The organism is Mycetocola sp. Y171 (assembly GCF_056713165.1).
The window spans coordinates 20785-46975 of record NZ_JBWYGX010000001.1; the positions used below are offsets into that span (position 1 = coordinate 20785).

A 26191-nucleotide genomic window follows, 5' to 3' on the forward strand; every position below is an offset into this window, starting at 1 on the left:
GCGCAGCCGCCTTCTGCAGGCCTACTGGATGGGAGCTGCGCCCTGGCCGATCCCCTGACCGACGAACGGCGCATTCGTCGGCTCTTCGCCCGCGTCTCCGCGGCCGACCGGCTTCGCGATCTTGGGGCTGCGGCGGGTGCGGACCTCCACCCACTTCGCCACGGCCGCGAGGATGAGACACAGGGCGATGTAGATCGTTCCGAAGATGATGGTCGCCGGGATGATCGGGGACCCGTAGGTCACCTGTGCCCCGTAGAACTTCGCGAGGTACAGCAGTTCCTGGAAGGTGACGATGAAGCCGAGGGCGGTGTCCTTGAGCACGACGACCAGCTGCGAAATGATCACCGGCATCATGGCGCGGATGGCCTGCGGGTAGACGATCAGCGACATGACCCCGCTCTTGCGGAGACCGAGCGCGTAACCCGCCTCCTTCTGGCCGGACGGGAGTGACTCGACGCCGGCGCGGAACACCTCGGCGAGAACGGCGCCGTTGTAGAGCGTCAACGCTGTGACGACAGCGACGAGAGGCGTGATGAGCGTGACGCCGAGCGGCGGAAGACCGTAGTACATGATCATCATCAGGATCAGAACAGGGATGGCACGGAACAGTTCGATGAACAGGGTCACCGGCACGCGGATCCAGGCGTGGTCGGACAGCCGTCCGATCGAGAGGATGAAGCCGAGGACGAGGCTGAGAACGGCGGAGATGCCGAAAGCGGTCAGGGTGGCGCCCAGCGCTTCGAGCACCTTCTGGTGCACGAGCGGGAAGGTGAAGAGCCGCCACTTCGCTGCCGAGAACTGCCCGGTCTGCGCGAGCTGATAAATGATGAACCCGAGCCCGACGGCGAGCACAAGGACGGTGAAGACCCCGATGATCCTGTTGCGACGGATGGCCCGGGGCCCGGGGGCGTCGTAGAGAACGCTGCTCATCGGAGGACCTTCCATCGACGTTCGAGATAGCGCTGGAGCCAGGACAGGAGGCCAACGAGGAGGACGAAGATCAGGGCGACCCACAGCAGGACGACAATGGCCGGCTCGCCACGCTCGGACAGGTTCGCCCGGATGGTGCCGGCCTCGGCGACGGAGAACCCGGCGGCGACAGTCGTGTTCTTCAGCAGGGCGATGAACACGCTCATCATCGGCGGGATCACCGCGCGGAATGCCTGCGGCAGGATCACGAGGGACATCGTCGGACCGAACGGAAGACCGATCGCCCGTGCGGCCTCGGCCTGGCCAAGCGGAACGGTGTTGAACCCGGATCTCAGCACCTCGGCGACATAGGTTGCCGTGTAAATGCTCAGGGCGATGATCGCCAGCGTCGTGTATGAGAGGTTGCCGAGGTCGAGTTTCGGGTAGCCGAACGCGAAGAAGAACATCAGCAGAGTCAGCGGGGTGTTCCGGATCAGGTTGACGTACACCGTTCCGACCCCGCGCATGACCGGCACGGGAGAGACGCGCATGGCGCCGACCGCCGTGCCGATCACGAGGGCGAAGATCGCGGAGAAGAAGAACAGGATCAGCGTGTTGCGAAATCCTGAGATGAAGAGGTCGATGTTGTTGATCAGGGTATCCACCCGGGCCCCACCTTCTTCCCTGTGTCAGTCGATTGTCGGAAACGTGTTCGGCGGCGGGACTGACGTCCCGCCGCCGAATCGCGGTTTAGTAGGCGTCGACCTCGGGCTGGTCGACCGAGGTGCCCGACTGGCCGAGCGTGGCATCGTAGATGCCCTGCCAGGTGTCGCCACCGTCGGTGAACATCTCGTTGATGAACGCACGGAGAGCGTCGTCGCCCAGGGGCAGTCCGACACCGTAACGCTCCTCGGTGAACGGCTCGCCGACGACCTTGAGGTTGTCGGGGTCCTGTGCCGCGTAGCCGATGAGAATGGCCTCATCGGTGGTCACAGCATCCACGACCTCGTCGTTGAGAGCTTCGATGCACTGGGAGTACAGGTCGAATTCCTCGGTCTCGGTGTCGGGGAAGTTGTCCTTGATGTTCTGGATCGGCGTCGAACCGGTCGCGGAACAGACCGTCTTGCCGGCGAGGTCGGCTTCACTCTTGATCTCGTCGTTGTCCGCCTTGACGAGGATGCCCTGGCCGGTCACGAAATACGGTCCGGCGAAGTCGATCTGGGTCTTGCGCTCGTCGTTGATCGAGTAGGTGCCGACGTAGTAGTCGATGTCACCGTTCACGATGGCTGCTTCGCGGTTCGCACTGGGGATCGCGGTGTACTCGATCTTGTCCTCGGAGAACCCGAGAGATGCGGCGATCCACTTCGCGATCTCGATGTCGAAACCAGTGCGCTCACCCGTCGCTGCGTCGAGGTAGCCCAGGTTGGGCTGGTCCTCCTTGACACCGATCTTGACGGTACCCCGCTCCATCATGGCGTCGAACGTCGGGCTGCCTTCGAGGTCGACGTCCGTCGCCACCTCATACAGCTGACCGGTGCCCTCTTCTTCTTCAGGAGTGGTGGAACCAGGCTCCCCCTCGCCGCCGGCACAACCGGTCAGCACGAGCGCGGCTGCAGCTGTTGCTGCAAGAAGCGTCAATCTCTTCTTCATGTCATTCCCTTTCTCCGTGAGGGCCGGCTGGCCGGACCCTCTCTGCTGGTGCAGGTCTAGTGCGTGAGCAACTTCGACAGGAAGTCCTTCGCGCGGTCGCTCTTGGGCGTCGTGAAGAATTGCTCTGGCGTCGCCTCTTCGACAATCTCGCCGTCCGCCATGAACACGACCCGGTCGGCCGCCTTCCTGGCGAAGCCCATCTCGTGGGTAACGACGATCATGGTCATCCCCTCGGCGGCGAGCTGGACCATGACGTCGAGGACCTCGTTGATCATCTCGGGGTCGAGGGCGCTCGTCGGCTCGTCGAAGAGCATGACTTTCGGCTTCATGGCCAGGGCACGCGCTATCGCGACGCGCTGCTGCTGGCCGCCTGAGAGCTGCGCAGGCATCTTGTTGGCCTGCTGTGCGACACCGACGCGCTCGAGCAGGACCATCGCGGCCTTCTCGGCATCCGCCTTGCTCTGCCCGCGGACCTTCATTGGCCCAAGCGTGACGTTCTGGAGGATGGTCTTGTGGGCGAAAAGGTTGAACGACTGGAAGACCATGCCGACGTCCGCACGGAGCGCAGCGAGCTGCTTGCCCTCTTCGGGAAGTTTCTTGCCGTCGATCCGGATCTCGCCCTTGCTGATGGTCTCGAGCCGGTTGATGGTGCGACAGAGCGTCGACTTGCCGGAGCCCGAAGGCCCGATCACGACGACGACCTCACCCTTGGTGACCGTGAGGTTGATGTCCTTCAGTGCCTGGAAGTCGCCGAAGAACTTCTCGACGGCCTCCACGACCACGAGGGGTTCACCTGGTGCGGCTGCGATGGGATTGCTTGTCGTCTCATACCGGGGGCGAGGTGGTTGATTTGCCGACGGTACGTCCTGCTCGTTCGACTCCATGGGTCCAACGTAGGGGACTCAGTGTTTCGCGCGCATGACGGCCGAGTTGCCGTTACTGAGTTGTAACCAAAAAGAGGGGCAGCTCAGGATGCCGCGCTGCGCTGCGCGAATGCGGACTCGTACAGGCAGACGGATGCCGCCGTGGCGAGGTTCATGGACTCCGCATGACCGTAGATCGGCACGGTGATCGCGGCGTCGGCGAGCGGCAGCTGGTCGTCGGCGAGGCCGTGCGCCTCGTTGCCGAACAACCAGGCCGTCGGCTGCTCGAGGGTGCCGGATGCGCGGGCGTCGAGGAGGCTCTCGCCCTTCACATCGGCAGCGAGGACGCGCAGCCCTGCCGCCTTCGCCCGCTGGATCACCGTGGGGAGTTCGGCACCCACCGCGATCGGGAGGTGGAAGAGAGAACCGGTCGTCGAACGGACAACCTTGGGGTTGTACAGGTCGACGGTCCTGCCGGTCAGGATGACGGCATCCGCGCCCGCGCTGTCTGCGGCACGGATGATGGTTCCGAGGTTGCCAGGGTCGCGGACCTCTTCGAGGATCGCGATCAGTCGGGGCTTCGCGGCGAAGATGTCTTTCATCGACGTGGGGAACTGGTGTGCGACGGCGATGAAGCCTTGCGGCGTCACCGTGTCGCTCATGACATTGAGGACCTCTTCGGTGACGAACTCGATGTCGACGCCGGCATCGACGGCGGTCTGCGCGATCTCGGTGTACCGCTCCAGGGCGGTGGGGGTCGCGTACAGCTCGACCAGGAGCTGCGGGCGGAAGGTCAGGGCCTCGGCGACGGCCTGAGGACCTTCGAGGAGGAACAGGCCCGTCTCGAGTCGCGCGGGTCGTTTGGCCAGTTTGGCGACCGCTCGGACGCGCGGAGAACGTGGGTTATCAAGCACTCCCCCAGTCTAGGGGCGAGGCATGGTGGCGACTGGGCGGCCCGCCGCCTGACGGGGCACAGAAAAGGGCGCCCACCGGATGGTGGGCGCCCTTTTCAGGAAAGAGAACTACGCGGCAGCGTCAGCCTTCGGAGCCGACGTGTCGGCGGGGAGGGCCTTCTTGGCGCTCTCGACGAGGGCGGCGAACGTGGCGGGCTCGTGAACGGCAAGTTCAGCGAGGATGCGACGGTCGACCTCGATGCCTGCAAGGCCGAGGCCCTGGATGAGGCGGTTGTAGGTCAGGCCGTTGGCACGCGATGCCGCGTTGATCCGCTGGATCCACAGGCGACGGAAGTCACCCTTCTTCTGGCGGCGGTCACGGTACGCGTAGACCATGGAGTGGGTGACCTGCTCCTTGGCCTTCCGGTACAGGCGTGAACGCTGACCGCGGTAACCCTCGGCGCGCTCGAGGATGACCCGACGCTTCTTGTGAGCGTTTACCGCCCTTTTTACTCTTGCCATTTGTCTATATTCCTAACGGGTCTGGTCTAGCGACCGAGAAGCTTCTTGATGTTCTTGGTGTCGGCCTTCGAAACAAGCTGGTCGGTGTTCAGGCGACGCTTGCGCTGGCCGGACTTCACCTCGAGGTTGTGACGCATGCCCGACTGCTGCTTCTTGATCTTGCCGGAACCGGTGAGCTTGAAGCGCTTCTTGGCCCCGGAGTGGGTCTTCTGCTTAGGCATTGTTTTCCTCCTGCTTCGCTGCCTTAGTGGCAGCACGATGTGCGTTGGCCTCGGCTTTGGCCTCTGACTTGTTCTTCAGAGGACCAATCACCATGACCATGTTTCGACCGTCGATGGTCGGAGAGGACTCAACAGTGCCCAGCTCCGCCACATCTTCGGCAAATTTTTGGAGCAAGCGAACACCCTGGTCAGGGCGGGACTGCTCACGGCCGCGGAACAGGATCATTGCTTTGACCTTGTCGCCGGCCTTGAGGAAGCCCTCAGCACGCTTGCGCTTTGTCTCGTAGTCGTGCTTGTCGATCTTGAGGCGGAACCGGACCTCTTTGAGGATGGTGTTCGCCTGGTTGCGCCTGGCCTCCTTGGCCTTCTGCGCAGCCTCGTACTTGAACTTGCCGTAATCCATGATCTTTGCGACCGGTGGCTTGGAGTTCGGGGCGACCTCGACCAGGTCGAGGTCGGCATCCTGCGCCAGGCGCAATGCCACCTCGATTTTGACGACGCCGACCTGTTCTCCGGCGGGACCGACGAGGCGGACCTCGGGGACGCGGATACGGTCGTTTGTACGGGGATCGCTAATGCGTAACTCCTCTAATTCAAATCTCGTAGCCACCGGACCAGACGGATGCCTGCACCGGGCGAGAGAGGAGAAATCACACACCGCAACCATGAGGCCATTGACCATCACAGCGGCTCGTACCCTGACTACCTCAGCATGGGAACCATGCGTCTGGCGGAGTACAACAACCCGGTAACCTTAGTGAAGCGGTCAAGCGCGGGTGGGAAATTTCCTCTTTCGTACCAGGACATAGTCCCGGAGCCGTCTTACAGTCTAGCAGAGGTTGGCATTGAGCACTAACGAATCCCCTTACGACAACATCGAGGACGCAGCACCCGGTGCCACTCGCGACATCGCGGACGTCGGTGCCGTCGAGGTCATCACCACGACCGCCGTTCACCTGATGAGCGCGGCAGCCGTGAAGTGCGGACTCGCCGACGACCCCGAGAGCCAGATGGATCTCGATGAGGCACGGAAGCTCATCAACGCTCTGGCCGGCCTCATCACCGCCGGAGCACCCGAGGTCAGCGACATGCACGCACGGAGTCTGCGCGACGGGCTGCGGTCACTGCAGCTGGCGTTCCGGGAGGCATCCGTCATTCCGGATCCGATCGGCAAGGGGCCGGGAGAAAAATGGACGGGGCCGGTTAACTAGCTCTCCTTTTGGTCGGTGGAGCGGCGACTTATTGCACCGGCGCCCATGGGCGCCCGACCACACCCTCGGCACAATAAGTCGTCGCTCCCCCTCCGCGCCCAGTTCACGAGCGGCTGGAAGGCTGAGCGCCCGACCACACCCTCGGCACGCGACGTCGTCGCCCCGCTGGCTCCGCCCCTCCCACTTTTGTAGGAGAAGCTGGTCAGTCGGCCAGGGGGATCACCTCGACGCGGGCGCCTGGACCTGCGAGCACGAGCACCCGCCTGCCGGTGACGCCATCGAGCGCACGGGCGAGCTGCTCGACATCCGGGGCGGATGACGAGAGCTGCAATTCGGCCGGCGCCTGCACGTCGGACTGCAGGTCCTCAACGGGAGCTGGAACCGGCACCGCCTGCGAGGCGGCGCCTGGCAAGGACGAGTCGAGCGCGGCCGGCGGCGCCTGCGGGACAGCTGACGCCGTTTTCCACACGGTGACCGATGCGCCCGTGACGGATTCGATGACCTCCGCGAGGGGTGCAGGGTCTCCCCCGGTCACCAGAACGACCTCGCCGATCGTGCGGGCGCGGGGCGGAGGGGCGGATGCCGCGGCGTCGTCACGGTCATGCCGCCAGACGCTGAAGTGGTACCCGGCCACGAGAGCCGTTGCCGTCAGGAGTCCGATCGGAGCACGGACGGAGTCGATGACGTTCCCGCCGCTGTCAAGGACGAACTCGAACAACCGGAAGCCGATCACGAGCAGGGTGATGAGAGCGACGACGGCACTCAGCCCGAAGACAGCGATGAGGTAGATGCGCCGTCCTGTGGGTGGAGCCGTCGCATCCGCTGGCTGGAGTGGACGCCACGTCAGCCACCAGACCGGGCCCCCCACGATCAGTGCGCTCACGCCGCCGAGCAGGAGGGTCCTCGTGTCCTCCCCCGCCAGCGGCGTGGCCAGGATGCCGAGGGCCGAGTTGACGATCACGCCGAGACCCGACGCGGCGGCGACGAGCGCGACTCCGCTCGTCGCGAGGATGCTCGCCTGCCGAGTCGACGGCGACCGGCCGAGGGCGATCCCGCGGTGATACACCCAGACCAGGGACCCGACCCCTGCAGCGGCGATGGCCACGCCCAGCGGGGAGACGAGCTCACGCATCGGGTCGGTGTTGTCGAAAAGGAGCCGCAGCGCGACGAACAACGCCGTACCGATTCCGCCGAGGGTGAGCAGAGTCGCGCCGAGGACGCCGATCACGATGAGTACGACGTTCGCAAATACCGTGGTCACGGTCCTGCCGCGCTCGCGATACCAGTGCCATGCCCAGACCGCCATGCCGCCGACCGCCCAGATGAGAGCCTGCACGGCGGCCGTCCACCACGGTGCCCCGATCGGAGCTGTGTCCGCGAAGCCGTCGATGGCTGTGTCGAACACGATCGTGAGGGCGGACACAGCGCCGGCGACCGCGACCACGAGGCCGAACGCAGCACCGAGGACAGCCGGAACGCTCGCCAGCCGGAACGGTCCCTTCGAGGCGTGCCGCCACATCCAGCGATGGAACACCCAGACGACCGCCCAGACCAGCCCGCCGGCAAAGCTCACGCTATCCCAGTCGCCGTCGACGAGCGAGGAGAAGGATGTGAGAAGCGACGCCACGAAGCTGACGAGCGACACGATCGACACGGCGGCGATGTAGAGGCCCCAGGAGAGCGACCCTCTCTCAGCCGGTTCGGCGAGCCGTCTCCAGACCAACCACCACAGGAGCGCAGCGAGCGGTCCACCGATCAGTGTGAAGGCCAGCCCCTGAGCGATGCTCGACGTGTTCTCGCCGGCGAGGATCGGCTCCGCTGCGAGCAGGAGACTGAGCAGCCCCGCCAGGCCAGTGGCAGTGATGACGACGAGTGCGAACAGCAGCGTGTAGACGATGAGACGACGAATCGTCTGACCGGCGGACGACGCCGGGGCCGGGGCGTACGGCGCCTGCATGGCGCTCATTCGACGGTTCCGTCCGTCGGGCACACCATGAGCTCCCACGGTGCTGACTCGACCCGCCAGCCGTTGCCGGACGAGATGAGGCGGAAGTTGTCTTCGTAGCTGTATTCCGAGCCGAAGGGTCCCCCGTCATGCCGGGTGATCCGCACGGCGATGGTTGCAGAATCGTCTCGCAGATCCGTCGACACCAGCGTGACCCGGACGTCGTCGCTTACCGTGCTCTCTACGGTCCCGCACTGTTCCTTCGCGTCGTTGGAGAGATAGCCGATCGCCCTGCTCTCGTCTCCCTCGAGCACTGCTGTGGAGTAGCGCTGGACGACGCCCTCCGGGGTCGACTCGTCGAGGAGCTCTGGGGCGCCGCGCGTGAAGACGACGACGAGGGAGACGATCACGAGTACCGCGATGACGGAGAGGAGGACGATCAATGTCCGCCGGGCTGGTGCCGGTGCTGTGGTCATGTGGTCAGTATGTCGCACAGGCGGCGAGCGCCGATACTCCACGAACGAGGCTGAAATCGACCGGTGCCCGCGGTGGTACGGGATGTCACACCGGCACGTCCGCGAGCTGCAGCCATTCCTCGAACCGGGTGGTCGAGAGAATCGCATCATCACCCGGCAGGAGTTCGCGTTCGCTCAGCGTGTTGCCGAAGTAGCGGGCCAGTGGGTCGGCGACGACCTGGCGCGGATCCCGCCTCGAGCGAAGTTCCAGGGCGATGAGATCGGCCATCGTGAACTGCTCCGGTCCGCCGAACTCGGTCGTTCCGCCGGTCGGCTCACCGACGGCGGTTCCTGCGACGGCGAGAGCGACGTCGTCCGCGGCCATCGGCTGGACGAGAGCGTGTGCCAGATGGATCCGGTTGTCGCGGGTTGCGGCGTCCCCGATGCTGCGTACGAACTCGAAGAACTGGGTCGCGTGCACGATGGAGTACGGCATCGACGATCGCTTGAGGAGGGTCTCCTGGGCGTCCTTGGCGAAGAAGTAGCCGCGTTCGGTCTGCGCGAGCCGGTCGGTGCCGACAACGGAGAGCGCGACATGGTGGCGGACGCCTGCCGCGGCACCGTAGGTGAGGAGATTGAGGGTGGACCCGTAGAAGAACTCGAGCGCTCCGCTCTCATCCGTGTACGACGAGTTCGACACGTCGACGACGACGTCGGCGTTCTCAAGGACGGCAGCGAGTCCCTCACCTGTGAACGAATTGACCCCGGTGGCGCGGGATGCGGCCACGGAGTCGTGTCCCTGCATGGCAAGCTTCGCGACGACCTTGGTTCCGATGAGGCCTGTGCCTCCGATGACGACGATTCGCATCGTGTTTCCTCTCGATGGGGAATCCCGCTCGGCGAGCGGGATGTCGTCAGCTCTGACCGGACGGAGGGAGGTTTCGTGACGCGATCCCCCATTCCGTTCGCCCGACCTGTCACAATTCGACGGGCTACGCGGTCTAACCTTGTGGGGCACAGCGCCCCTCGTGCCCCGCACACCGTTCGCGCAGGAGGAACCACAGTGACCGACACCGTGCCGCCACAGGATGACCACCCCTCAGACCTGGAACACGCGGTCAGTGTGTTCGCAGGAGTCAGGCGCAGGCTGTTCGGCATCGCATACCGGATGCTCGGCAGTTCGTCGGATGCGGAAGACATCGTTCAGGAGGTGTGGATCCGCTGGCAGCGCTACGACAGGGACACCGTGCTCGAGCCTGCTGCCTTCCTGGCAACGGCGACGACCCGCCTGTCGATCAACTTCCTCCAGTCGGCACGGTCGAGGCACGAGACCTACATCGGCCCGTGGCTTCCCGAACCGGTCAACACGAACGACGACCCGGAACTCGGGGCCGAGCGTGGCGAGGCGCTGGGCTTCGCGGTACTCCTGCTGCTCGAAAAACTCACCCCAACTGAACGCGCTGCGTACGTACTCCGCGAGGCCTTCGACTACCCGTACAGCCAGATCGCGGACATCGTCCAGCTCAACGAGGCTGCGGCACGCCAGCTCGTCAGCAGGGCGCGCAAACATCTGCTCGCCGAGCGAAGCGCGCAGGTCGCGTCGTCCGAACAGAAACGTCTCCTCGAAGCGTTCCTTGTCGCAGCGCAGAGCGGGGACGTCACTGCCCTCGAGGAACTCTTCGCCGCAGACGTGGTCAGTTACTCCGACGGAAACGGCGTCAAACTCGCCGCGAGGATTCCTGTGATCGGACGCTCGCGCGTCGCCAAGTTCGTCGCCGCGTTCTCCGGCCATTTCTGGAAGGGAAAGACGATCGACTGGGTGGAGCTCAACGGGCAACCGGCAGTCACGCTCTCGGAGGACGGGCGGGTCTCGACCGCTGTGACCCTCACGGCGTCTCCCGACGGCATCCTTCAACTGATGTGGATGATGAATCCGGACAAGCTGAATCGCGTCTCCGCGACGGTCGCCTGACTCGATCGACGGCGATCGGCACCGGATCTGCGATTCCGCGTCACAAACTGACCCTCCGCGTTGTCAGTACTCATGACATTACTGACGGAGCAACAGTGCATTTCATCGACGATCGCCATCCAGACCCGTATTTCAGGATCGCCGCCAGACATCGCCTGAGTGGCGGTGAGCGATGACGCCGCATGACGACCACCCGGACGATACGTCACTCAGCGCAATCGTCGGCGAGCGCAGGCACCTGCTCGACGTCGCCTTCCGCTTGCTGGGCTCGTCGGCCGAATCAGAGCTCGCTGTCGACAGGTGCTACGCGCACTGGCATCGACTGACGGCCTCTGAACGAGCGGCGATTCCCGAACCGCGCGTCTGGCTCACCCGGGAGGTGTCCCGACTGGCCCTCGACCTGCTCGATTCGGCGGACACCCGTCGAAGCCAGTACCCGGGCGAGTGGCTCCCCGAGCCGGTCCCGCATGCCTCGGCCCCCAGCGCTCGGATCGACGTCGAGGACCGGATCACGCTCGACGATTCGCTCAATATGCTGCTGATGGTCACCCTCGAGTCGCTCGCGCCTGCCGAGCGCGTCGCCTTCATCCTCCACGACGTGTTCGGCGTGTCCTATGACGTGATCGCCGACGTCGTCGGGCGGAGCCCGGACGCGTCCCGGTCCCTCGCCCGTCACGCCCGCCAGCGAATTCGTTCCAGTCGCAGAGACGAACTCCCCGCCGACCGGCACGACGAGATCGTGCTCGCGCTGTTGCGCGCCTGCGAATCCGGCGACGAGGACGCGGTCGCCGGCTTGCTGCACCCGGACGTCACGGTCCTCACCGACGGCGGCGGCAAGGTCCGTGTGCCAGTGGAACCGGTCCACGGCAGCAGGCGGTCGGCGCGACTCCTCGTCAGGCTTCTGGCGACAGCACCCGACATGGTTGCGACCCCTCAGTCAGTGAACGGCCACGCCGGCCTCGTCTTCCGGCGCGACGACAGCGTCATCGGGGTCCTCAGCCTCGATGCGAGGGGTGACACGGTTCATGACATCTGGATCGTCCTGAACCCGGAAAAGCTGCGTCGCTGGAACACGCCATGACGGTCGATCCGGAGCCGTCGTCACAAACGGGAGTGCGGACCGGTCAAAGCTGATGACCCGGTGGCGCCCGCCTCGGGCACCCACACGAAAAGAGCAATCATGAAGATCGTCGTCATCGGCGGAACCGGGCTCATCGGCTCGAAAGTCGTCCAGAAGCTCACGGCGCACGGCCACGACGCCGTCGCCGCTTCTCCGAACACCGGAGTCAACACGATCACCGGGGAAGGCCTGGCTGAAGTGCTGGTCGGCGCCGATGTCGTCGTCGACGTCTCGAACTCGCCGTCGTTCGAAGACCAGGCGGTGATGGACTTCTTCACCACATCCACATCGAACCTCCTCGCCGCCGAGAAGGTCGCGGGAGTGGGGCACCACGTCGCGCTCTCGATCGTCGGGGTCGAGCGTCCGTCAGAGGGGGGCTACTTCACAGCCAAGGCTGCTCAGGAGAAGCTGATCACGGAGTCCGGCCTTGGGTACTCGATCGTGCACGCCACACAGTTCTTCGAGTTCATCGCGGGAATCGCGGCCACGGCCACATCGGGGAACACCGTCTCGCTTCCCCCAGTGGCTTTCCAGCCCGTTGCGGCGGAAGACGTCGCAACCGTCGTCGCACAGACGGCCGCATCCGCGCCCCTCAACGGGATCGTCGACGTCGCGGGACCGGAGCGGGGCCGCTTCGACGAGATCGTGGCCCGCGCGCTCGAGTTCCGCGGTGACCCGCGAACGGTCGTGGCAGACCCCGAGGCGCCGTACTTCGGCGCGCACATGTCCGAGGACACCCTCGTGCCCACCGTCGACGGGCCCCGCGCGCCGACAACACTCACCGACTGGCTGACGGCGAACGCCTGATCCCTGCCGGCGAACGCCTGATCCCCTGCCGCAGGCGTCAGGCCGGCGGTGCGACCCGACCTGCCTCAGCGAGGTAGTACTCGGCCTGTGCCGGATAGTAGTCGGCGAAGTCCGGCAGCGGCTGGCCTGCACGGTACGCGACCAGATTGTCGAGGTAGTACTCCCACCCCGGCCCGCTGAACTCCGCAAGGGCCGCATCGGACAAATGGTGGATGAACGTGAGCGTGGTTCGACCGTCACTCTCGGCGAGGCGCGCTTCGAGCGGCCAGTTCCCTGACTCGTTCAGCGTGGTCACGAAGATCCGTTCGGGCGGATCGCACACGTCGATGCGAGCCGGGCTCCAGGCATCCCCTTCTTCGAAAGTCATCTGGAGTTCGATCGTTCGCCCGGCCCCTGGCTCACCACGCCAGGGGCCGAGCCAGCCGGCGGTCAGGTCGGACTCGGTGAAACTCGCCCACACCTCTTCCCGTGGCGCGTCGAACGTGCGGGTGAGGGTGAGCTCGAAGAACTCACCCGGCCCTCTGGTCACTCGTCCTGTTGGCTGCGGCATGCCCTGGCTCCATTCGGTCTTCTCCATGGGACCACCGACGGGGACGAAGATCAAGCTGCACTCCGGAAGCGCGCGTATCCAGCGCGTCTCGGCGCCTGGTCCCGATCAGGCCGCCGGCGCCTGCGAGATCCTGACCGTGTTTCCCGACGGGTCACGGAACGCGCAGTCGCGGGGCCCCCAGCCCTGGTCGATCGGCTCCTGCAGGACCTCGGCGCCGGAGGCACGCAGAGTCTCGAAGGTGGCGTCGACGTCGTCTGAACGGAAGACGAGCATCGGCAGCACACCCTTCGTGAGGAGCTCCTGCATCGCGTCGCCATCGGCCTGCGAGCGACCGGCGTGGGGTTCGGAGAGGACGATGCCGAGGCCCGGCTGGGCATCGCTGCCGAGGGTGACCCAGCGGTAGTCGCCTGAGGACACGTCGTTCTGCACGGCGAGGCCGAGTGCATCCCGGTAGAAAGCGAGCGACTCGTCGACGTCGTTGACGGTGATGTTTGTGTACTGAAGTGCGATTGTCATGACCGAGACATTACGCCGCGGTCTGGTCGCTCGCTTCTTCGATCCTGCTCGATCCGTTCCGCACCGGGCGGGTGTGCGCCTTCGCCACGCAGGCGGGCATGGCGTTGACCGCATCGTGCGTTCCGCCCCGGTATGCCGTCGGAGTCACGCCGACGATCTCGGTGAAGCGTGAACTGAATGATCCGAGGGAGGTACAACCGACGGCCATGCAGGCATCGGTGACGCTCGCGCCCGCCCGCAGCAAGGCCATCGCCCGCTCGATTCTCCGTGTCATCAGGTAGGAATAGGGGGTCTCACCGTATGCGGCGCGGAACTGGCGGGAAAAGTGCGCCGGCGACATGAGTGCCTTCTGCGCCAGAGTCGGTACGTCGAGCGGCTTCGCGTACTCACGGTCGATCAGATCCCGCGCACGCCTGAGGTGAACGAGGTTCTCGAGCTCCTGCGGGGTCATGATGTCACGGTAGCATCCGCGTCCTGCGGCGTCAGGGGGCTGCGCTGCCGGATCCGGCGGCGAGTTGAGCGGGATGCATCAGCGCGACGCTTCGAGCGTCACTCGGAGCGAATCGACACGGGTGGCGATGATGTCGCTGGCCGCCCACCTCTGGGCCAGCCGGTTCAACGTGGCGTCGAGCTCGGCGCGCGTGAGGCCATCGACCAGTTCGAGCCGGACGACCACCTCAGGCCCGCCGAGGCGTGCGGACGGGTCTCCGGGGGCGAGGCGAACGTTGAGCACGGCCAGCTCGGTCCTCACGCTGGTCAGGAAGGCGTCGAGTACGTCCGGGTTCGCATACCCGGGAAGCCATGGCTGGGACTGGGCGATCGCCCAGAGGGCAGGTCGCCGGATCGCGAACTCGGTGTCGCTCGTCGGGTCGAGCACGACCAGGTCGGTCTGCTCGCTCGCCGCCGCGAGGGCGACGCGGATGCCGTCGGCGGGTACCGGTCTCGCCTGCGAGTTCCACGCTGACATCGCTCGGACCGACGAGAACACCGGGAGCACGTTGCGTCCGTCCGGGCCGGCCACCGTCACGATCGAGAGTTCCTGTGTCTTGTCGACCTTCTGCCCCGACGGACCGATGCCGACCTCGCCGGCATGGGCGACAAGCGGGATCAGCAGACGTGCCGTGCGGAACGCGTCGACGACATCCGTCTCACCGGCCTCTCCCCCGCGGAACCGCGCGAGGGCGTCGATCAGGTGCTGCGGTGCAGACCCGTCATCCGAGGCGTGCGTATTCTCCTCGAACGATCGCCCCTCCCAGGGCTGCCCGGCCGAATCCGCCGGGTTAATCTGATGCGACATCCAGCGCCTCGGCCAGTGTGAACGCGCCGGCGTAGAGGGCCTTGCCGACGATCGCCCCTTCGAGGCCGAGCGGCACGAGCGAGCGCAGCGCGACGAGGTCGTCGAGGCTGGACACACCGCCGGACGCGACCACGGGGCGGTTCGTGCGCTCGAGAACCTGGCGGAGCAGTTCGATGTTGGGGCCCTGCAGGGTGCCGTCCTTGGTGACGTCTGTCAGCACGTATCGTGCGCAGCCGGCCTGCTCGAGACGGTCGATGACGGTCCACAGGTCGCCGCCGTCTCTGGTCCACCCCCGTGCCGCGAGCGTGGTTCCGCGAACGTCGAGTCCGACGGCGACGGCTTCACCGTACTGGCCGATGACGTTCGCAGCCCACTCCGGGTTCTCGAGAGCGGCTGTTCCGAGGTTGATCCGCTTCGCGCCGGTCGCAAGAGCGGCTTCGAGGGAAGCGTCGTCGCGGATACCGCCGGAGAGTTCGACGTTCACGCCGCGGACCTGCTTGATCACCTTCCGGATGAGCCCGGAGTTGTTGCCACGGCCGAACGCGGCGTCGAGGTCCACGAGGTGGATCCACTCCGCGCCCTGGTGAGCCCAATCAGCGGCTGCGTCCACGGGGTCGCCGTAGTTGGTTTCGGTTCCGGCCTCGCCCTGGGTCAGCCGGACGGCCTTCCCGTCGGCAACATCGACCGCTGGAAGCAGTACGAGCTTCGGGGTCGTGTTGAACTCACTCATGATTGTCCTTGATCGATCGGGTGTGGCATCTGTATGCCCCAGGGTATTCAGTCGGTGGTCAGTGTGCCGATCCAGTTCGACAGCAGCCGGATGCCGGCTTCCCCTGACTTCTCGGGGTGGAACTGGGTGGCGGACAGCGGCCCGTTCTCCACGGCCGCGATGAATCGGGCGCCGTGTTCGGACCAGGTCACGCGCGGCTGAGGGAACGGGGGCATGACGTCGAGCGTCCAGTGCTGTGCGGCGTAGGAGTGCACGAAATAGAAGCGTTCGTCACGCAGCCCAGCGAACAGCACCGAATCTTCGGGCGCATCGACGGTATTCCAGCCCATGTGGGGCAGCACAGGTGAATCGAGTTCGGTGACGGCTCCCGGCCACTCACCGAGACCCTCGGTGTCCGTTCCGCGTTCGACGCCGTGCTCGAACAGAACCTGCATACCGACGCAGATCCCGAGCACCTTGCGGCCCCCCGCGAGCCGGCGGTCGATGACCTCGGCACTGCGGGACTTCTCGAGCTGTTGCATCACTGCGCTGAAAGCTCCGACACCCGGCACGACGAGACCGTCGGCGTCGAGCGCGCGCCGGTGGTCACCGGTGAGTTCGACCGAGGCCCCCGCCGCTTCGAGGGCCTTTACCGCCGAGTGGACGTTTCCGCTGCCGTAGTCGAGGACGACGACGCGAGGGAGGGACGCTGCCGTCACAGCGCGCCCTTCGTCGACGGAATGCCTGAGACCAGGGGGTCGAGTGCTTTGGCCTGGCGGAAGGCACGGGCGAAGGCTTTGAACTCGGCCTCGGCGATGTGGTGTGGGTCGCGTCCTCCGAGGACGGTGACGTGAACGGTCAGAGCCGCGTTGAAGCTGATCGCCTCGAACACGTGACGGACCATCGAACCGGTGAAGTGGCCGCCGATGAGGTGGTACTCGAATCCGCTCGGCTCACCGGTGTGCACGAGGAACGGCCGCCCGGAGATGTCGACGACCGCCTGAACCAGCGCCTCGTCGAGCGGGACGAGCGCGTCGCCGAAGCGCGAGATGCCCGCTTTGGTACCGAGGGCCTGCTTGATGGCCTGGCCGAGGGCGATCCCGATGTCCTCGACCGTGTGGTGCACATCGATCTCGATGTCACCCTTCGCCCGCACGGTGAGGTCGGTCAGGGAGTGCTTCGCGAACGCCGTCAGCAAGTGGTCGTAGAACGGCACGGTCGTGTCGATGTCACTGACGCCGGTGCCGTCGAGGTTGATCGACAGATCGATGCTCGATTCGCTCGTCTCGCGCTGGATCCGGGCGGTTCGCTGTGGCGTGCTCATGCTTTCGAGCCTATCGCGGCCATGGCGTCGAGAAACGCGGTCGTCTCGGCTTCGGTTCCCGCTGTGACGCGCAGCTGGCCAGGCAGCCCGATGTCACGGATGAGAATCCCGCGTTCGAGCAGCGCTTCGAACAGGGCGTGCGGGTCGTCCACTCCGCCGAACAGGACGAAGTTGCTGTGGCTCCGGTACGGGTGGAATCCGAGTTCGGTGAGCCCGGCGGTGATCCGGTCCCGCTGCTCACGGATGTCGTCGACCATCGCGAGCATTTCGGCGCTGTGGGCAAGGGCCGCTGTTGCCGCAGCCTGCGTCAGCGCGGAGAGGTGGTACGGCAGCCGGACCAGCCTGAGGGCATCCGTCACCGCCGGGTCCGCTGCGAGGTAGCCCACGCGGACGCCGGCGAACGCGAACGCCTTGCTCATCGTCCGCGAGACCAGAAGCCGGTCACGGCCGGGCAGGAGCGTCAACGCACTCGGGATGTCGTGGGGCGCGAACTCGAAATAGGCCTCGTCGACCACGACGATGCCGTCTGTCGCGTCGTAGACGGCTTCGATCGTCTCCAGCGAGAGCGGAGTGCCCGTGGGGTTGTTCGGTGAGCACAGAAAGACGAGGTCGGGCTGAGCAGCGGTGACGGCGGCTTCGGCGGTCGCCGGCGTCAGTTCGTACTCCGCGTCACGCCCGGCATCGAGCCAGGTCGTGCCGGTCCCTGAGGCGAGGAGCGAGTACATCGAGTAGGTCGGGGTGAAACCGAGCACAGTGCGACCCGGTCCGCCGAAGGCCTGGAGCACGTGCTGGAGGACTTCGTTCGACCCGTTCGCGGCCCAGATGTTGTCTCGGGTGAGCCCGTGCCCGAGGTAGCCGGCGAGGCTGTCACGCAGAGCGCTGAATTCGCGGTCCGGGTAGCGGTTCGCGCGGAGGACGGCCGAAGCCAGCGAGGTCACGATGTCGCGAGCGACGGCCTCAGGGATCGGATGCGTGTTCTCGTTGACGTTGAGGGCCACCGGCACACTCTTCTGCGGTGCCCCGTAGGGGAACTTGCCGCGAAGATCATCGCGGATGGGCAGGGACTCGAGAGAACTCACCCACTGAGTTTACCGGCGTGGAGCGTCTCTCCCTGCCGGACCCGGCGGCCAGGTCAGTTGGTGGAGTACTGCTCGGGGATGGCGATGCGCTGACCGGGCGAGACGGTCGAACTGTCGAGCTGGTTGAGGCGCATGAGGTCGGCGATCACGTCGCGGGGGTCGGCCTCCGGGGCGATGCTCGACGCGAGCTGCCAGAGGGACTGGCCGGATTCGATCGTCGCGTACTCGAAGACGACGGCACTCGAACTCGACGTGGCGACCGCCGGCATCGCGTTGATGCCGATGTATGCGGCAAGAGCGATCAAAGGGGCCGCAGCGAGGGAGGTGAAGACGACACGACCGCGACGGGTCAGGCGGAGCCTTCCGTTTGACCGGGAAGCGGAGGTGGCGCCCATGGTCGGCACCGCTGTTGGTCGTGCCGGGGCCGGGCGGTGTGAGAGTGCCGGGCGGATCGGGGTGACGACTGCTGTGCTCATGGTGTGCCTCCTGCTGCTTGTTCTGCGTCTGCGGTGCTTCGGAGTATTCGTATCCGGCCCTCGGCCGGGAGGGCCGGATACGAAGCTGTGTTCCGAATATATATTCGATTGTTCGAACATTCAAGTCCGTATTCGGACTTTTCGCTATTTTCTTGCCGACACACTCGAACAAATGTTTGTCCGGGTGCTGTGCTGCGGTTAGAGTTTCGCTACTGGTTGTACTCAACCAGCGACCACTGACATTGGCCGGGGCCGCCCGCCAGACGGGAGTGACATGACGCTCAGCAACAGGGAAGCAGGCGGTGCCGCCGGCACACCTGCCAAGCCGAAGCGAGTGCTCGCGGACAAGCCGACGACCAGGCGACGCAAGAGCCTGAGCGAGAAGCAGCTGGCCATCCTCGACGTCATCCAGCGTTCGGTGACCTCACGGGGATACCCGCCGAGTATGCGCGAAATCGGCGACGCGGTCGGACTGGCGTCGCTGTCGAGCGTGACGCACCAACTCAACCAGCTCGAGCTCAGCGGCTACCTCCGTCGGGACCCCAACCGTCCCCGGGCCCTCGAGATCCTGATCGACCTTCCTTCGCAGTCCTCAGAGGTCGACTTCGAGAACACGACACCTGTCGGTGACGCGGCGATGGTGCCGCTCGTCGGTCGGATCGCTGCCGGTGTGCCGATCACGGCGGACCAGCAGGTCGAGGAAGTCTTCCCCCTCCCCCGCCAGCTGGTCGGCAAGGGTGACCTGTTCATGCTGAAGGTCCAGGGCGAGTCGATGATCGACGCGGCCATCTGTGACGGCGACTGGGTGGTCGTCCGCCAGCAGCAGACGGCGGAGAACGGCGACATCGTCGCCGCCATGCTCGACGGTGAAGCCACGGTGAAGGTCTTCCGGCAGCGGGACGGCCACACCTGGCTGCTTCCCCGCAACTCCAGCTTCGAACCGATCCTCGGCGATGAAGCCGACGTCCTGGGCAAAATCGTGGCCGTGTTGCGCGCCGTCTAATTCGGCATCGACAGAAGGGCGCCCCGGCATCTGCCGGGGCGCCCTTTTGTGCGTCCGCGCTACGCGGTGACCGCGGTGCCTGCGTGGGCGCGCACAACGCGTGTGGCCTCGACGATGTTGGCCAGTGAGGCGACGGTCTCGTCGTATCCGCGGGTTTTCAGACCGCAGTCCGGGTTGATCCAGACCTGGCGCTCGGGGATCTCCGCGACGGCGAGCTCGATCAGCTCCCGGATCTCGTCGACGGACGGGACGCGGGGTGAGTGGATGTCGTACACACCGGGTCCGATTCCATGGTCGAAACCCGAATCCCGGATGTCGTGGACGATGTCCATCCGGCTCCGAGCCGCTTCGATGCTGGTGACATCCGCGTCGAGCTTCCGGATCGCGTCGATCACTGCGCCGAACTCGGAGTAACAGAGGTGCGTGTGGATCTGGGTGGCGTCCGCCGCGCCTGCCGTGGCGAGCCGGAACGACCCGACCGACCAGTCGAGGTATGCGGCCTGGTCCGCTTTCCTCAGCGGCAACAGCTCGCGCAGGGCTGGTTCGTCGACCTGCACGACGCCGATACCCGCGGCTTCGAGGTCGGCGATCTCGTCTCGGAGCGCGAGTGCGACCTGCCTGGCGGTCTCGCCCAGCGGCTGGTCGTCGCGGACGAACGACCAGGCGAGGATCGTCACCGGGCCCGTCAGCATCCCCTTGACCGGCTTCGCCGTGAGCGACTGGGTGTATGCACTCCAGTCGACGGTGATCGGCCTCGGCCGTGAAACGTCGCCCCAGAGGATCGAGGGCCTCGTACAGCGGCTGCCGTACGACTGCACCCAGCCGTTCGTCGTGACCGCAAATCCGTCGAGGTTCTCGGCGAAGTACTGGACCATGTCGTTTCTCTCTGGCTCGCCGTGGACGAGGACATCGAGCCCCAGGTCTTCCTGGAGGTCGACGACCCGGCGGATCTCTTCGCGCATCCGCTCCTCATACGCGTCGTCACTCAGCGTCCCGCGCACGTGCTGCGCCCGAGCCTGTCGGATGTCGCCCGTCTGCGGAAACGAACCGATGGTCGTCGTCGGAAGGAAGGGAAGGTCGAGTGCTGCCGCCTGGGCGGAAACCCGGGCCGCATAGTCACCCCGGGTGAAGTCGGTGGCGGTGAGCGCTGCCTCGCGCCCCCTGACCGCTCCGTCCCGGACTCCAGGGGCGGCCAGCCGGTCGGCGAGAGCGGCGGACGCCGCGTCGACTTCTGAGCGGATGGCGTCAGTACCGTCACGAAGCCCCGTTGCGAGCGTGACGACCTGGCCGACCTTCTGGACGGCGAAGGCCAGCCAGCTTGCCAGCCGCTCATCCAGGCCCGGCTCGTCGTCGACGTCGTGGGGCACGTGGATCAACGACGTCGACGTGGATGCCGAGACGGCCGGAGACAGCGCGCTGAGGGCGGTCAGCGATTCGAAGGCGCCGGCGAGGTCGCCCCGCCAGATGTTGTGGCCGTCGATCACACCACCGACCAGGATCTTCCGCTCGAGGCCGGGGACGGGCCCAGGGACGCCGGCACGCACGAGATCGAATCCGAGCGCTTCGACCGGCGAGGCCGCGAGCGGCGCGAGCGCGTCACCGAGGGCTCCGTAGGGTGCGGCAACGAAGAGGGAGGGCCTGCCTGCGACGGAGCCGAGGTACTCGTATGCCGCCTCGGTCGCTGAGAGGATGTCCGTCCTCTCGTCGAGGAAACTCTCGGAGACGAGACCCGGCTCGTCGAGCTGGACCCACTCGGCACCGGCAGCGGCGAGGAGCTTCAGCAGCTCCGCGTACACCGGGAGGAGTTCGGCGAGACGGGACAACGGTCGAAAATCAGCCGGGGCGTCGGTGCTCGGCTTGCTGAGCAGCAGGAAGGTCACCGGGCCGACGAGGACAGGGCGGGTCACGAACCCGGCGGCGACGGCTTCCTCGACCTCACGGACCAGCCGGTCCGATGCGAGTGTGAACGCCGTCTCCCGGCCGATCTCCGGGACCAGATAGTGGTAGTTGGAGTCGAACCACTTGGTCATCTCCAGCGGGGCCCTGTCGCCTTCGCCCCTCGCGAGGGCGAAGTACCCGGCGAGATCGACGCGACCGGCGGCATCCGCGAGATCGGAGAAACGGGACGGGATGGCACCGACGGTGACGGCGGTGTCGAGGACCTGGTCGTAGAACGAGAAGCTCTCAGGGATCGCGGAGTCGGTGCGGCCGAGACCGAGCGCCGCGAGGCGCTCCCGCGTGACACGGCGCAACCCTGCGGCCGTGGCCTCGAGTTCGGCGGCGTCGATGCGACCCGCCCAGAACGCCTCGACGCCCTTCTTGAGTTCACGGCGCCGGCCGATGCGCGGATAGCCGAGGATCGTCCCTGTGGGGAATGGGGTGTGTTCGGTCATGCGAATTCCTTGCGTGAGGGTGATGGGGTCAGAGGGATGCCGAGGTGGGAGAGGACAGACAGGACAGTGCTGTGCTGGTTGAACGCGTAGAGGTGGAGCCCTGGGGCTCCCCCGTCGAGAACCTCTGCCGCGAGGCTGACGGCGTGGTCGATGCCGATCCGGCGCCTGCCTTCTTCGGTCGGCTCGATCTCGATGGCAACCGCGAGGTCGGCGGGGATCTCCTCACCGGTGAGTTCGAGAACGCGACGAAGCCTGCCCGGCCCGGTGATCGGCATGATTCCGGGGAGGATCGGGATCCGGACGCCGGCGAGCGTCGCGCGTTCCACGAAGGTGAGGTAATCGTCGGCGTGGAAGAACAGCTGGGTGATCGCGAACGTCGCTCCTGCCGCCTGCTTGGCGAGGAGGGTGTCGATGTCCTGACCGGTCCCCCTGGATCGCGGGTGCCCGTTGGGAAAGGCTGCGACGCCGATTCTGACCCTGTGGCGCTGCTGCACCCGCTTCGCGCTCGGCAGCCCTGGCAGGTCGAATTCGCTGTACGGTTCGCGTTCGGCCTGGACACGGTGGATCAGCTGGACGAGCTCGGCGGCGCTGCGGAGGTCGCCGAGCGGAACTTCGTCCTCGCCGCCATGCGGGGCGTCACCACGAAGGGCGAGGAAACTCGTGATGCCCTCGTCGAGGAACTCACGGATCACGCGGTTGGAGCCCGCGGCGGTCGATCCGACGCAGGTGAGGTAGGGCGAGCGGGTCGACGTCGGTGTGGTCACGGATGAAACGGAGGACGTCGAGGGATGACCGCTGAGACGATCCTCCGGCTCCGTAGGTGACCGAGATGAAGCGGGGACCGGCATCCGCGAGTCGCCTGATCGTCGTCTCGAGTGCCACACCGGTTTCGGCTGTCCGCGGGGGGTACAGCTCGAACGAGAACGGCACGCCGGTTTGAGGCTGAGGGTCCGGAGAGGTCATGGCAACGCTTTCGGCGATGGTGGGACTCTGCGGTTGCCTGCGGTACGTGTGCCGGGCAGCCGCGACCCCACACGGCTGTGCACTGGGTGTCGCGGGCGGGCGCCGGGCTCGGCTGTCGCTCCATGTCCCGCTGCGGGCGCGGTGGGACAACGATCACGACGAGCGTATGCAGCCTGTGGCCGGTATAGGGATACGTGACGAACTGTGACATTTCGTCACAGTCGGCGATTTCAGGCCGGTCGAGCGAACTCGGCCACCTGGGCGGCGAGTTCCTCCGAGGCGAGGGCGCGCACGTGGGTGCCTTCCTCGAGGTAGTCGAGGTGCTCGACGCGACCACGGCGGTGCAGCATCGAGATCACGTCGCCCCTGTCGTACGGGACGAGCAGGTCGAGGTGCACGGTCGGCGACGGCAGCAAGTCGCTGAGGGCCTGGAGGATCTCGTCGATGCCCTCGCCGGTTCTGGCGGAGGCGAAGATCGCGTTGGGTTCCAGTCCGCGCAGCAGAAGGCGACCGTCTTCGTCGACCAGGTCGCTCTTGTTGAAGACGACGAGTTCCGGGATGTCACGGGCCCCGACGTCGCCGATGACGTCACGGACGGTCATCAGCTGGGCGGCGGGGTCCGGGTGGGAGCCGTCGACGACGTGGACGATGACATCCGCCTCGGCGACCTCCTCGAGCGTGGAACGGAACGCCTCGACCAGCTGGTGAGGAAGATTCCGAACGAAGCCGACCGTGTCGGAGATCGTGTAGAGCCGGCCGTCCTCTGTCTGTGTCCGCCTGACAGTGGCGTCGAGCGTCGCGAACAGCGAGTTCTCGACGAGCACACCCGCCTTGGTGATGCGGTTGAGCAGGCTGGACTTGCCCGCGTTGGTATAGCCGGCGATGGCCACGGAGGGCACCTCGAAGCGGTGCCGGTTGGCCCGTTTGGCCTCGCGAGCCGGGCCGAAGCCCTTGATCTGCTTGCGAAGTTTCGACATCCGCGTGTGGATGCGGCGACGGTCGAGTTCGATCTTCGTCTCACCGGGGCCCCTCGAGCCCATTCCTGCGCCTGTGCCACCTACCTGGCCACCGGCCTGGCGGGACATCGAGTCACCCCAACCACGGAGACGCGGCAGCAGGTACTCGAGCTGGGCGAGTTCGACCTGGGCTTTACCCTCGCGGCTCTTCGCGTGTTGGCTGAAGATGTCGAGGATCACGGCGGTGCGGTCGATGACCTTCACCTTGACGACATCCTCGAGCGCGCGTCTCTGGCTGGGCGCCAGTTCGGTGTCTGCGATGACCGTGTCAGCCCCGAGCGAGGCGACGATGCCGCGCAGTTCCTCGGCCTTGCCCTTGCCGAGGTACGTGCTCGGGTCGGGGTTCGGACGACGCTGGAGCATGCCGTCGAGCACGACTGCTCCGGCCGTCTCGGCCAGGGCCGCCAGTTCGCGAATAGAGTTCTCGGCGTCCTGCAGCGAGCCCTGCGAGTAGATGCCGATGAGGACGACGTTCTCGATGCGCAGCTGCCGGTACTCGACCTCTGTGACGTCTTCGAGTTCCGTCGAGAGTCCACCGACGCGGCGCAGTGCCTGGCGGTCTTCGCGGTCGAACTGGTCGCCGTCATGGCCGGTGTCACCGTCGGAGTCGGTGCCGAGGGCAGTCGCCTGCCCTGAACCGAACAGCGAGTATCCGGACGCGCGCGTATCCGCGTTCCGAAGAACGCGAGTCACGGCGTCGTCGCCGTCGGGAAGGTCGGGGGTATCGCTCGGAGTGGTCATCAGAGTTAACCCTAACGCGTGCTGTCGAGTAACGTTCCGGTATGGCCAGCGATCACTATTTCTCCGGCGTGCCCGGCACCGAGCTCAAGCTCAGGACCGTCACGGTGCACCTCGCGGGTGCCGACAGGGAGCTCACGACGGCCAACGGCATTTTCAGCCCCGGCCGGATCGACCCCGGCACGCAGATCCTGCTTGCCGAGGCACCGGCCCCTCCGGCCGCCGGCGACATCCTCGACCTCGGCTGCGGCTGGGGACCGATCTCGTTCACACTGGCTTTGGCGTCGCCGGATGCCACCGTGTGGGCGGTCGACGTCAACGAGCGCTCGCTCGACCTCGTCCGGCTCAACGCGGAGAAGCTCGGGCTCGAGAACGTCCGCGCCGTGCTGCCCGACCAGGTTCCCCTCGACATCGCTTTCGACGCGCTGTGGTCCAACCCACCGATCAGGATCGGTAAGCAGGCACTGCACGAGATGCTCGAGTACTGGCTTCCCCGACTGGCGCCCGGCTCGGATGCGTGGCTCGTTGTGCAGAAGAACCTCGGCGCGGACAGCCTTCACCGCTGGTTGCAGGAACGCCTCGCCGACGACTTCGACGTCACTCGTGAAGCGATCAGCAAGGGTTATCGCATCCTGCGGGCCGCTCGCCACAAGGGCTGAGGTCAGCCGAGTTCGAGCGTTCCCGTGTAGACGAGCTCTGCCGGTCCGCTCAGCCCGACGTGCTCGCCGTCCTGGGTGGCGAACATCCGTACGCCGAGGGTGCCTCCCGGTACGTCGACGCGCCACTGGTTGGGTGCCGTCGATCCGGCCCAGTGCCTGGTGGCTAGTGCAGCCGCCGCGACACCGGTTCCGCAGGAGAGGGTCTCACCGCTGCCCCGTTCGTGGACGCGCATGGTGATCCGCCCGACGCCGTCGGTGATCAGCGGGTCATGGGGCACGACGAATTCGACGTTCGCCCCCTCGATCGGTTCCGGTTCGATCCGGGGGACGTAGCTGAGGTCGGCTGACGCGAGTTCGGTCTCGTCGGCAAGCGCGACGACGACGTGAGGATTGCCGACGTTGATCCCGAGGCCGGGGCGCGCCACTTTCAGTTCCTTGGCGCGCACGAGCGGTTCTCCGCCGTCGAGGGCCCACCGGCCGAGGTCGACCTGGAATCCGTTCGTCGACCTCTGCACGTCGCGGACGCCTGCCCGGGTGCCGATGGCCAGCGTGTCGCGCGATTCGAGCTGCACGAGGCCCTGGTCGATGAGATAGCGGACGAACACCCGGATGCCGTTCCCGCACATCTCTGCGATGGATCCGTCGGCGTTGTGGTAGTCCATGAACCACTCCGCGTTCTCGTCCTCATGGAGGGCTGCCGCTCCTGCATCGAGATTCGCCGAGCGGACAGCGCGAATCACGCCGTCTGCCCCGACACCGAAGTGCCGGTCGCAGATCGCGGTGATCTGCTCGGCCGTCAGCGGGGAGTTCCCGTCGGGGTCCGCGTAGAGGACGAAGTCGTTGCCGGTGCCGTGGCCCTTGGTGAACGGGAGCGTGAGTGCCATTGCCCCAGTCTACGGT

Annotated in this window: 31 protein-coding genes; 6 read left to right on the forward strand and 25 right to left on the reverse strand. The window is 66.1% G+C overall.

The annotated features are described in order from the left end of the window. Window positions 1–21: 21 nt before the first annotated feature. From AC1M2K_RS00090 to infC, 8 genes are all read right to left on the reverse strand, one after another. Window positions 22–930 (reverse strand): amino acid ABC transporter permease, encoded by a 909-nt coding sequence (locus AC1M2K_RS00090; RefSeq protein ID WP_480239351.1) that lies wholly within the window; start codon window positions 928–930, stop codon window positions 22–24. Continuing rightward, window positions 927–1574 (reverse strand): amino acid ABC transporter permease, encoded by a 648-nt coding sequence (locus tag AC1M2K_RS00095; RefSeq protein WP_480239352.1) that lies wholly within the window; start codon window positions 1572–1574, stop codon window positions 927–929. The genes AC1M2K_RS00090 and AC1M2K_RS00095 overlap by 4 nt, the downstream gene beginning before the upstream one ends. Before the next feature lie 85 nt (window positions 1575–1659). Continuing rightward, window positions 1660–2559: a glutamate ABC transporter substrate-binding protein gene (locus tag AC1M2K_RS00100; RefSeq protein ID WP_480237393.1), complete on the reverse strand. Its 900-nt coding sequence runs from the start codon at window positions 2557–2559 to the stop codon at window positions 1660–1662. Between the two features lie 56 nt (window positions 2560–2615). Next, on the reverse strand, window positions 2616–3443 hold the full coding sequence (locus AC1M2K_RS00105) for an amino acid ABC transporter ATP-binding protein (RefSeq protein ID WP_480237394.1): 828 nt from the start codon (window positions 3441–3443) through the stop codon (window positions 2616–2618). Between the two features lie 83 nt (window positions 3444–3526). Continuing rightward, the gene (locus AC1M2K_RS00110; RefSeq protein ID WP_480239353.1) at window positions 3527–4336 is read right to left on the reverse strand and encodes a TrmH family RNA methyltransferase; all 810 of its coding nucleotides are present in this window, start codon (window positions 4334–4336) and stop codon (window positions 3527–3529) included. Between the two features lie 108 nt (window positions 4337–4444). After that, window positions 4445–4837, reverse strand: coding sequence for a 50S ribosomal protein L20 (gene rplT / locus AC1M2K_RS00115; protein ID WP_480237396.1), 393 nt, complete (start codon window positions 4835–4837; stop codon window positions 4445–4447). A gap of 26 nt (window positions 4838–4863) precedes the next feature. Beyond that, complete coding sequence (gene rpmI / locus AC1M2K_RS00120; protein WP_196834244.1) at window positions 4864–5058, reverse strand: 50S ribosomal protein L35; 195 nt, start codon at window positions 5056–5058, stop codon at window positions 4864–4866. After that, entirely contained in the window at window positions 5051–5740 is a 690-nt protein-coding gene (gene infC / locus AC1M2K_RS00125; protein ID WP_480237397.1) for a translation initiation factor IF-3, read from the reverse strand. Before infC ends, rpmI begins: the two co-directional genes overlap by 8 nt. A 163-nt stretch (window positions 5741–5903) precedes the next feature. Between infC and AC1M2K_RS00130 the strand changes: the two genes are divergently transcribed. Beyond that, window positions 5904–6269 carry a DUF1844 domain-containing protein gene (locus tag AC1M2K_RS00130; RefSeq protein ID WP_480239354.1) on the forward strand — a complete coding sequence of 122 codons (366 nt, stop codon included), beginning with the start codon at window positions 5904–5906 and terminating at the stop codon, window positions 6267–6269. A gap of 202 nt (window positions 6270–6471) precedes the next feature. Here AC1M2K_RS00130 and AC1M2K_RS00135 read toward each other — a convergent pair whose 3' ends face one another. The 3 genes from AC1M2K_RS00135 to AC1M2K_RS00145 all read right to left on the reverse strand — a co-directional run bounded on the left by AC1M2K_RS00135 (window position 6472) and on the right by AC1M2K_RS00145 (window position 9537). Then, window positions 6472–8235, reverse strand: a complete 1764-nt coding sequence (locus AC1M2K_RS00135) for a DUF5671 domain-containing protein (protein WP_480239355.1) — start codon at window positions 8233–8235, stop codon at window positions 6472–6474. Continuing rightward, window positions 8232–8690 (reverse strand): LpqB family beta-propeller domain-containing protein, encoded by a 459-nt coding sequence (locus AC1M2K_RS00140; protein WP_480237400.1) that lies wholly within the window; start codon window positions 8688–8690, stop codon window positions 8232–8234. The genes AC1M2K_RS00135 and AC1M2K_RS00140 overlap by 4 nt, the downstream gene beginning before the upstream one ends. A gap of 85 nt (window positions 8691–8775) precedes the next feature. Next, complete coding sequence (locus AC1M2K_RS00145; protein ID WP_480239356.1) at window positions 8776–9537, reverse strand: SDR family oxidoreductase; 762 nt, start codon at window positions 9535–9537, stop codon at window positions 8776–8778. A gap of 195 nt (window positions 9538–9732) precedes the next feature. Here AC1M2K_RS00145 and AC1M2K_RS00150 point away from each other — a divergent pair, with 195 nt between their 5' ends. The 3 genes from AC1M2K_RS00150 to AC1M2K_RS00160 all read left to right on the forward strand — a co-directional run bounded on the left by AC1M2K_RS00150 (window position 9733) and on the right by AC1M2K_RS00160 (window position 12568). Then, the gene (locus AC1M2K_RS00150) at window positions 9733–10641 is read left to right on the forward strand and encodes an RNA polymerase sigma-70 factor (protein WP_480239357.1); all 909 of its coding nucleotides are present in this window, start codon (window positions 9733–9735) and stop codon (window positions 10639–10641) included. A gap of 172 nt (window positions 10642–10813) precedes the next feature. Beyond that, window positions 10814–11722 carry a sigma factor-like helix-turn-helix DNA-binding protein gene (locus AC1M2K_RS00155; protein ID WP_480239358.1) on the forward strand — a complete coding sequence of 303 codons (909 nt, stop codon included), beginning with the start codon at window positions 10814–10816 and terminating at the stop codon, window positions 11720–11722. A gap of 99 nt (window positions 11723–11821) precedes the next feature. Further along, window positions 11822–12568 carry an SDR family oxidoreductase gene (locus AC1M2K_RS00160; protein WP_480239359.1) on the forward strand — a complete coding sequence of 249 codons (747 nt, stop codon included), beginning with the start codon at window positions 11822–11824 and terminating at the stop codon, window positions 12566–12568. Between the two features lie 37 nt (window positions 12569–12605). Here AC1M2K_RS00160 and AC1M2K_RS00165 read toward each other — a convergent pair whose 3' ends face one another. The 9 genes from AC1M2K_RS00165 to AC1M2K_RS00205 form a co-directional block, all read right to left on the reverse strand. Continuing rightward, window positions 12606–13118, reverse strand: coding sequence for an SRPBCC family protein (locus AC1M2K_RS00165; protein WP_480239360.1), 513 nt, complete (start codon window positions 13116–13118; stop codon window positions 12606–12608). A 105-nt stretch (window positions 13119–13223) separates the two neighbouring features. Further along, the gene (locus tag AC1M2K_RS00170) at window positions 13224–13634 is read right to left on the reverse strand and encodes a VOC family protein (RefSeq protein WP_480237406.1); all 411 of its coding nucleotides are present in this window, start codon (window positions 13632–13634) and stop codon (window positions 13224–13226) included. A gap of 10 nt (window positions 13635–13644) precedes the next feature. Further along, window positions 13645–14085, reverse strand: coding sequence for a helix-turn-helix transcriptional regulator (locus AC1M2K_RS00175; protein WP_480239361.1), 441 nt, complete (start codon window positions 14083–14085; stop codon window positions 13645–13647). Window positions 14086–14163: 78 nt separating this feature from the next. Continuing rightward, entirely contained in the window at window positions 14164–14931 is a 768-nt protein-coding gene (locus AC1M2K_RS00180) for an SseB family protein (RefSeq protein ID WP_480239362.1), read from the reverse strand. Further along, complete coding sequence (priA, locus tag AC1M2K_RS00185; protein WP_480237409.1) at window positions 14915–15661, reverse strand: bifunctional 1-(5-phosphoribosyl)-5-((5-phosphoribosylamino)methylideneamino)imidazole-4-carboxamide isomerase/phosphoribosylanthranilate isomerase PriA; 747 nt, start codon at window positions 15659–15661, stop codon at window positions 14915–14917. Before priA ends, AC1M2K_RS00180 begins: the two co-directional genes overlap by 17 nt. A gap of 47 nt (window positions 15662–15708) precedes the next feature. Further along, window positions 15709–16359 (reverse strand): imidazole glycerol phosphate synthase subunit HisH, encoded by a 651-nt coding sequence (hisH, locus tag AC1M2K_RS00190; RefSeq protein ID WP_480237410.1) that lies wholly within the window; start codon window positions 16357–16359, stop codon window positions 15709–15711. After that, window positions 16356–16964 carry an imidazoleglycerol-phosphate dehydratase HisB gene (hisB, locus tag AC1M2K_RS00195; RefSeq protein ID WP_480237411.1) on the reverse strand — a complete coding sequence of 203 codons (609 nt, stop codon included), beginning with the start codon at window positions 16962–16964 and terminating at the stop codon, window positions 16356–16358. Before hisB ends, hisH begins: the two co-directional genes overlap by 4 nt. After that, a complete protein-coding gene (locus AC1M2K_RS00200) occupies window positions 16961–18043 on the reverse strand; it encodes a histidinol-phosphate transaminase (RefSeq protein WP_480239363.1) in 1083 nt (360 codons plus the stop codon). The genes hisB and AC1M2K_RS00200 overlap by 4 nt, the downstream gene beginning before the upstream one ends. 53 nt (window positions 18044–18096) lie before the next feature. Continuing rightward, window positions 18097–18519 (reverse strand): LysM peptidoglycan-binding domain-containing protein, encoded by a 423-nt coding sequence (locus tag AC1M2K_RS00205; protein WP_480239364.1) that lies wholly within the window; start codon window positions 18517–18519, stop codon window positions 18097–18099. Between the two features lie 274 nt (window positions 18520–18793). On the opposite strand from AC1M2K_RS00205, the gene lexA reads away from it, so the two are divergent. Continuing rightward, window positions 18794–19522 (forward strand): transcriptional repressor LexA, encoded by a 729-nt coding sequence (lexA, locus tag AC1M2K_RS00210; RefSeq protein WP_480237414.1) that lies wholly within the window; start codon window positions 18794–18796, stop codon window positions 19520–19522. A gap of 59 nt (window positions 19523–19581) precedes the next feature. Here the strand turns inward: lexA and metE are convergent, their stop codons facing one another. From metE to hflX, 4 genes are all read right to left on the reverse strand, one after another. Continuing rightward, window positions 19582–21915 carry a 5-methyltetrahydropteroyltriglutamate--homocysteine S-methyltransferase gene (gene metE, locus AC1M2K_RS00215; RefSeq protein ID WP_480239365.1) on the reverse strand — a complete coding sequence of 778 codons (2334 nt, stop codon included), beginning with the start codon at window positions 21913–21915 and terminating at the stop codon, window positions 19582–19584. Then, on the reverse strand, window positions 21912–22679 hold the full coding sequence (locus tag AC1M2K_RS00220; protein ID WP_480239366.1) for a methylenetetrahydrofolate reductase: 768 nt from the start codon (window positions 22677–22679) through the stop codon (window positions 21912–21914). Before AC1M2K_RS00220 ends, metE begins: the two co-directional genes overlap by 4 nt. Further along, window positions 22597–22878 carry a methylenetetrahydrofolate reductase gene (locus tag AC1M2K_RS00225; RefSeq protein WP_480239367.1) on the reverse strand — a complete coding sequence of 94 codons (282 nt, stop codon included), beginning with the start codon at window positions 22876–22878 and terminating at the stop codon, window positions 22597–22599. Before AC1M2K_RS00225 ends, AC1M2K_RS00220 begins: the two co-directional genes overlap by 83 nt. 230 nt (window positions 22879–23108) lie before the next feature. Then, entirely contained in the window at window positions 23109–24635 is a 1527-nt protein-coding gene (hflX, locus tag AC1M2K_RS00230; protein ID WP_480237416.1) for a GTPase HflX, read from the reverse strand. Window positions 24636–24676: 41 nt separating this feature from the next. On the opposite strand from hflX, the gene AC1M2K_RS00235 reads away from it, so the two are divergent. Beyond that, entirely contained in the window at window positions 24677–25291 is a 615-nt protein-coding gene (locus AC1M2K_RS00235) for a class I SAM-dependent methyltransferase (RefSeq protein WP_480237417.1), read from the forward strand. Between the two features lie 2 nt (window positions 25292–25293). On the opposite strand, the gene dapF is transcribed toward AC1M2K_RS00235, so the two are convergent. Next, complete coding sequence (gene dapF, locus AC1M2K_RS00240) at window positions 25294–26175, reverse strand: diaminopimelate epimerase (RefSeq protein WP_480239368.1); 882 nt, start codon at window positions 26173–26175, stop codon at window positions 25294–25296. Between the last annotated feature and the right edge of the window lie 16 nt (window positions 26176–26191).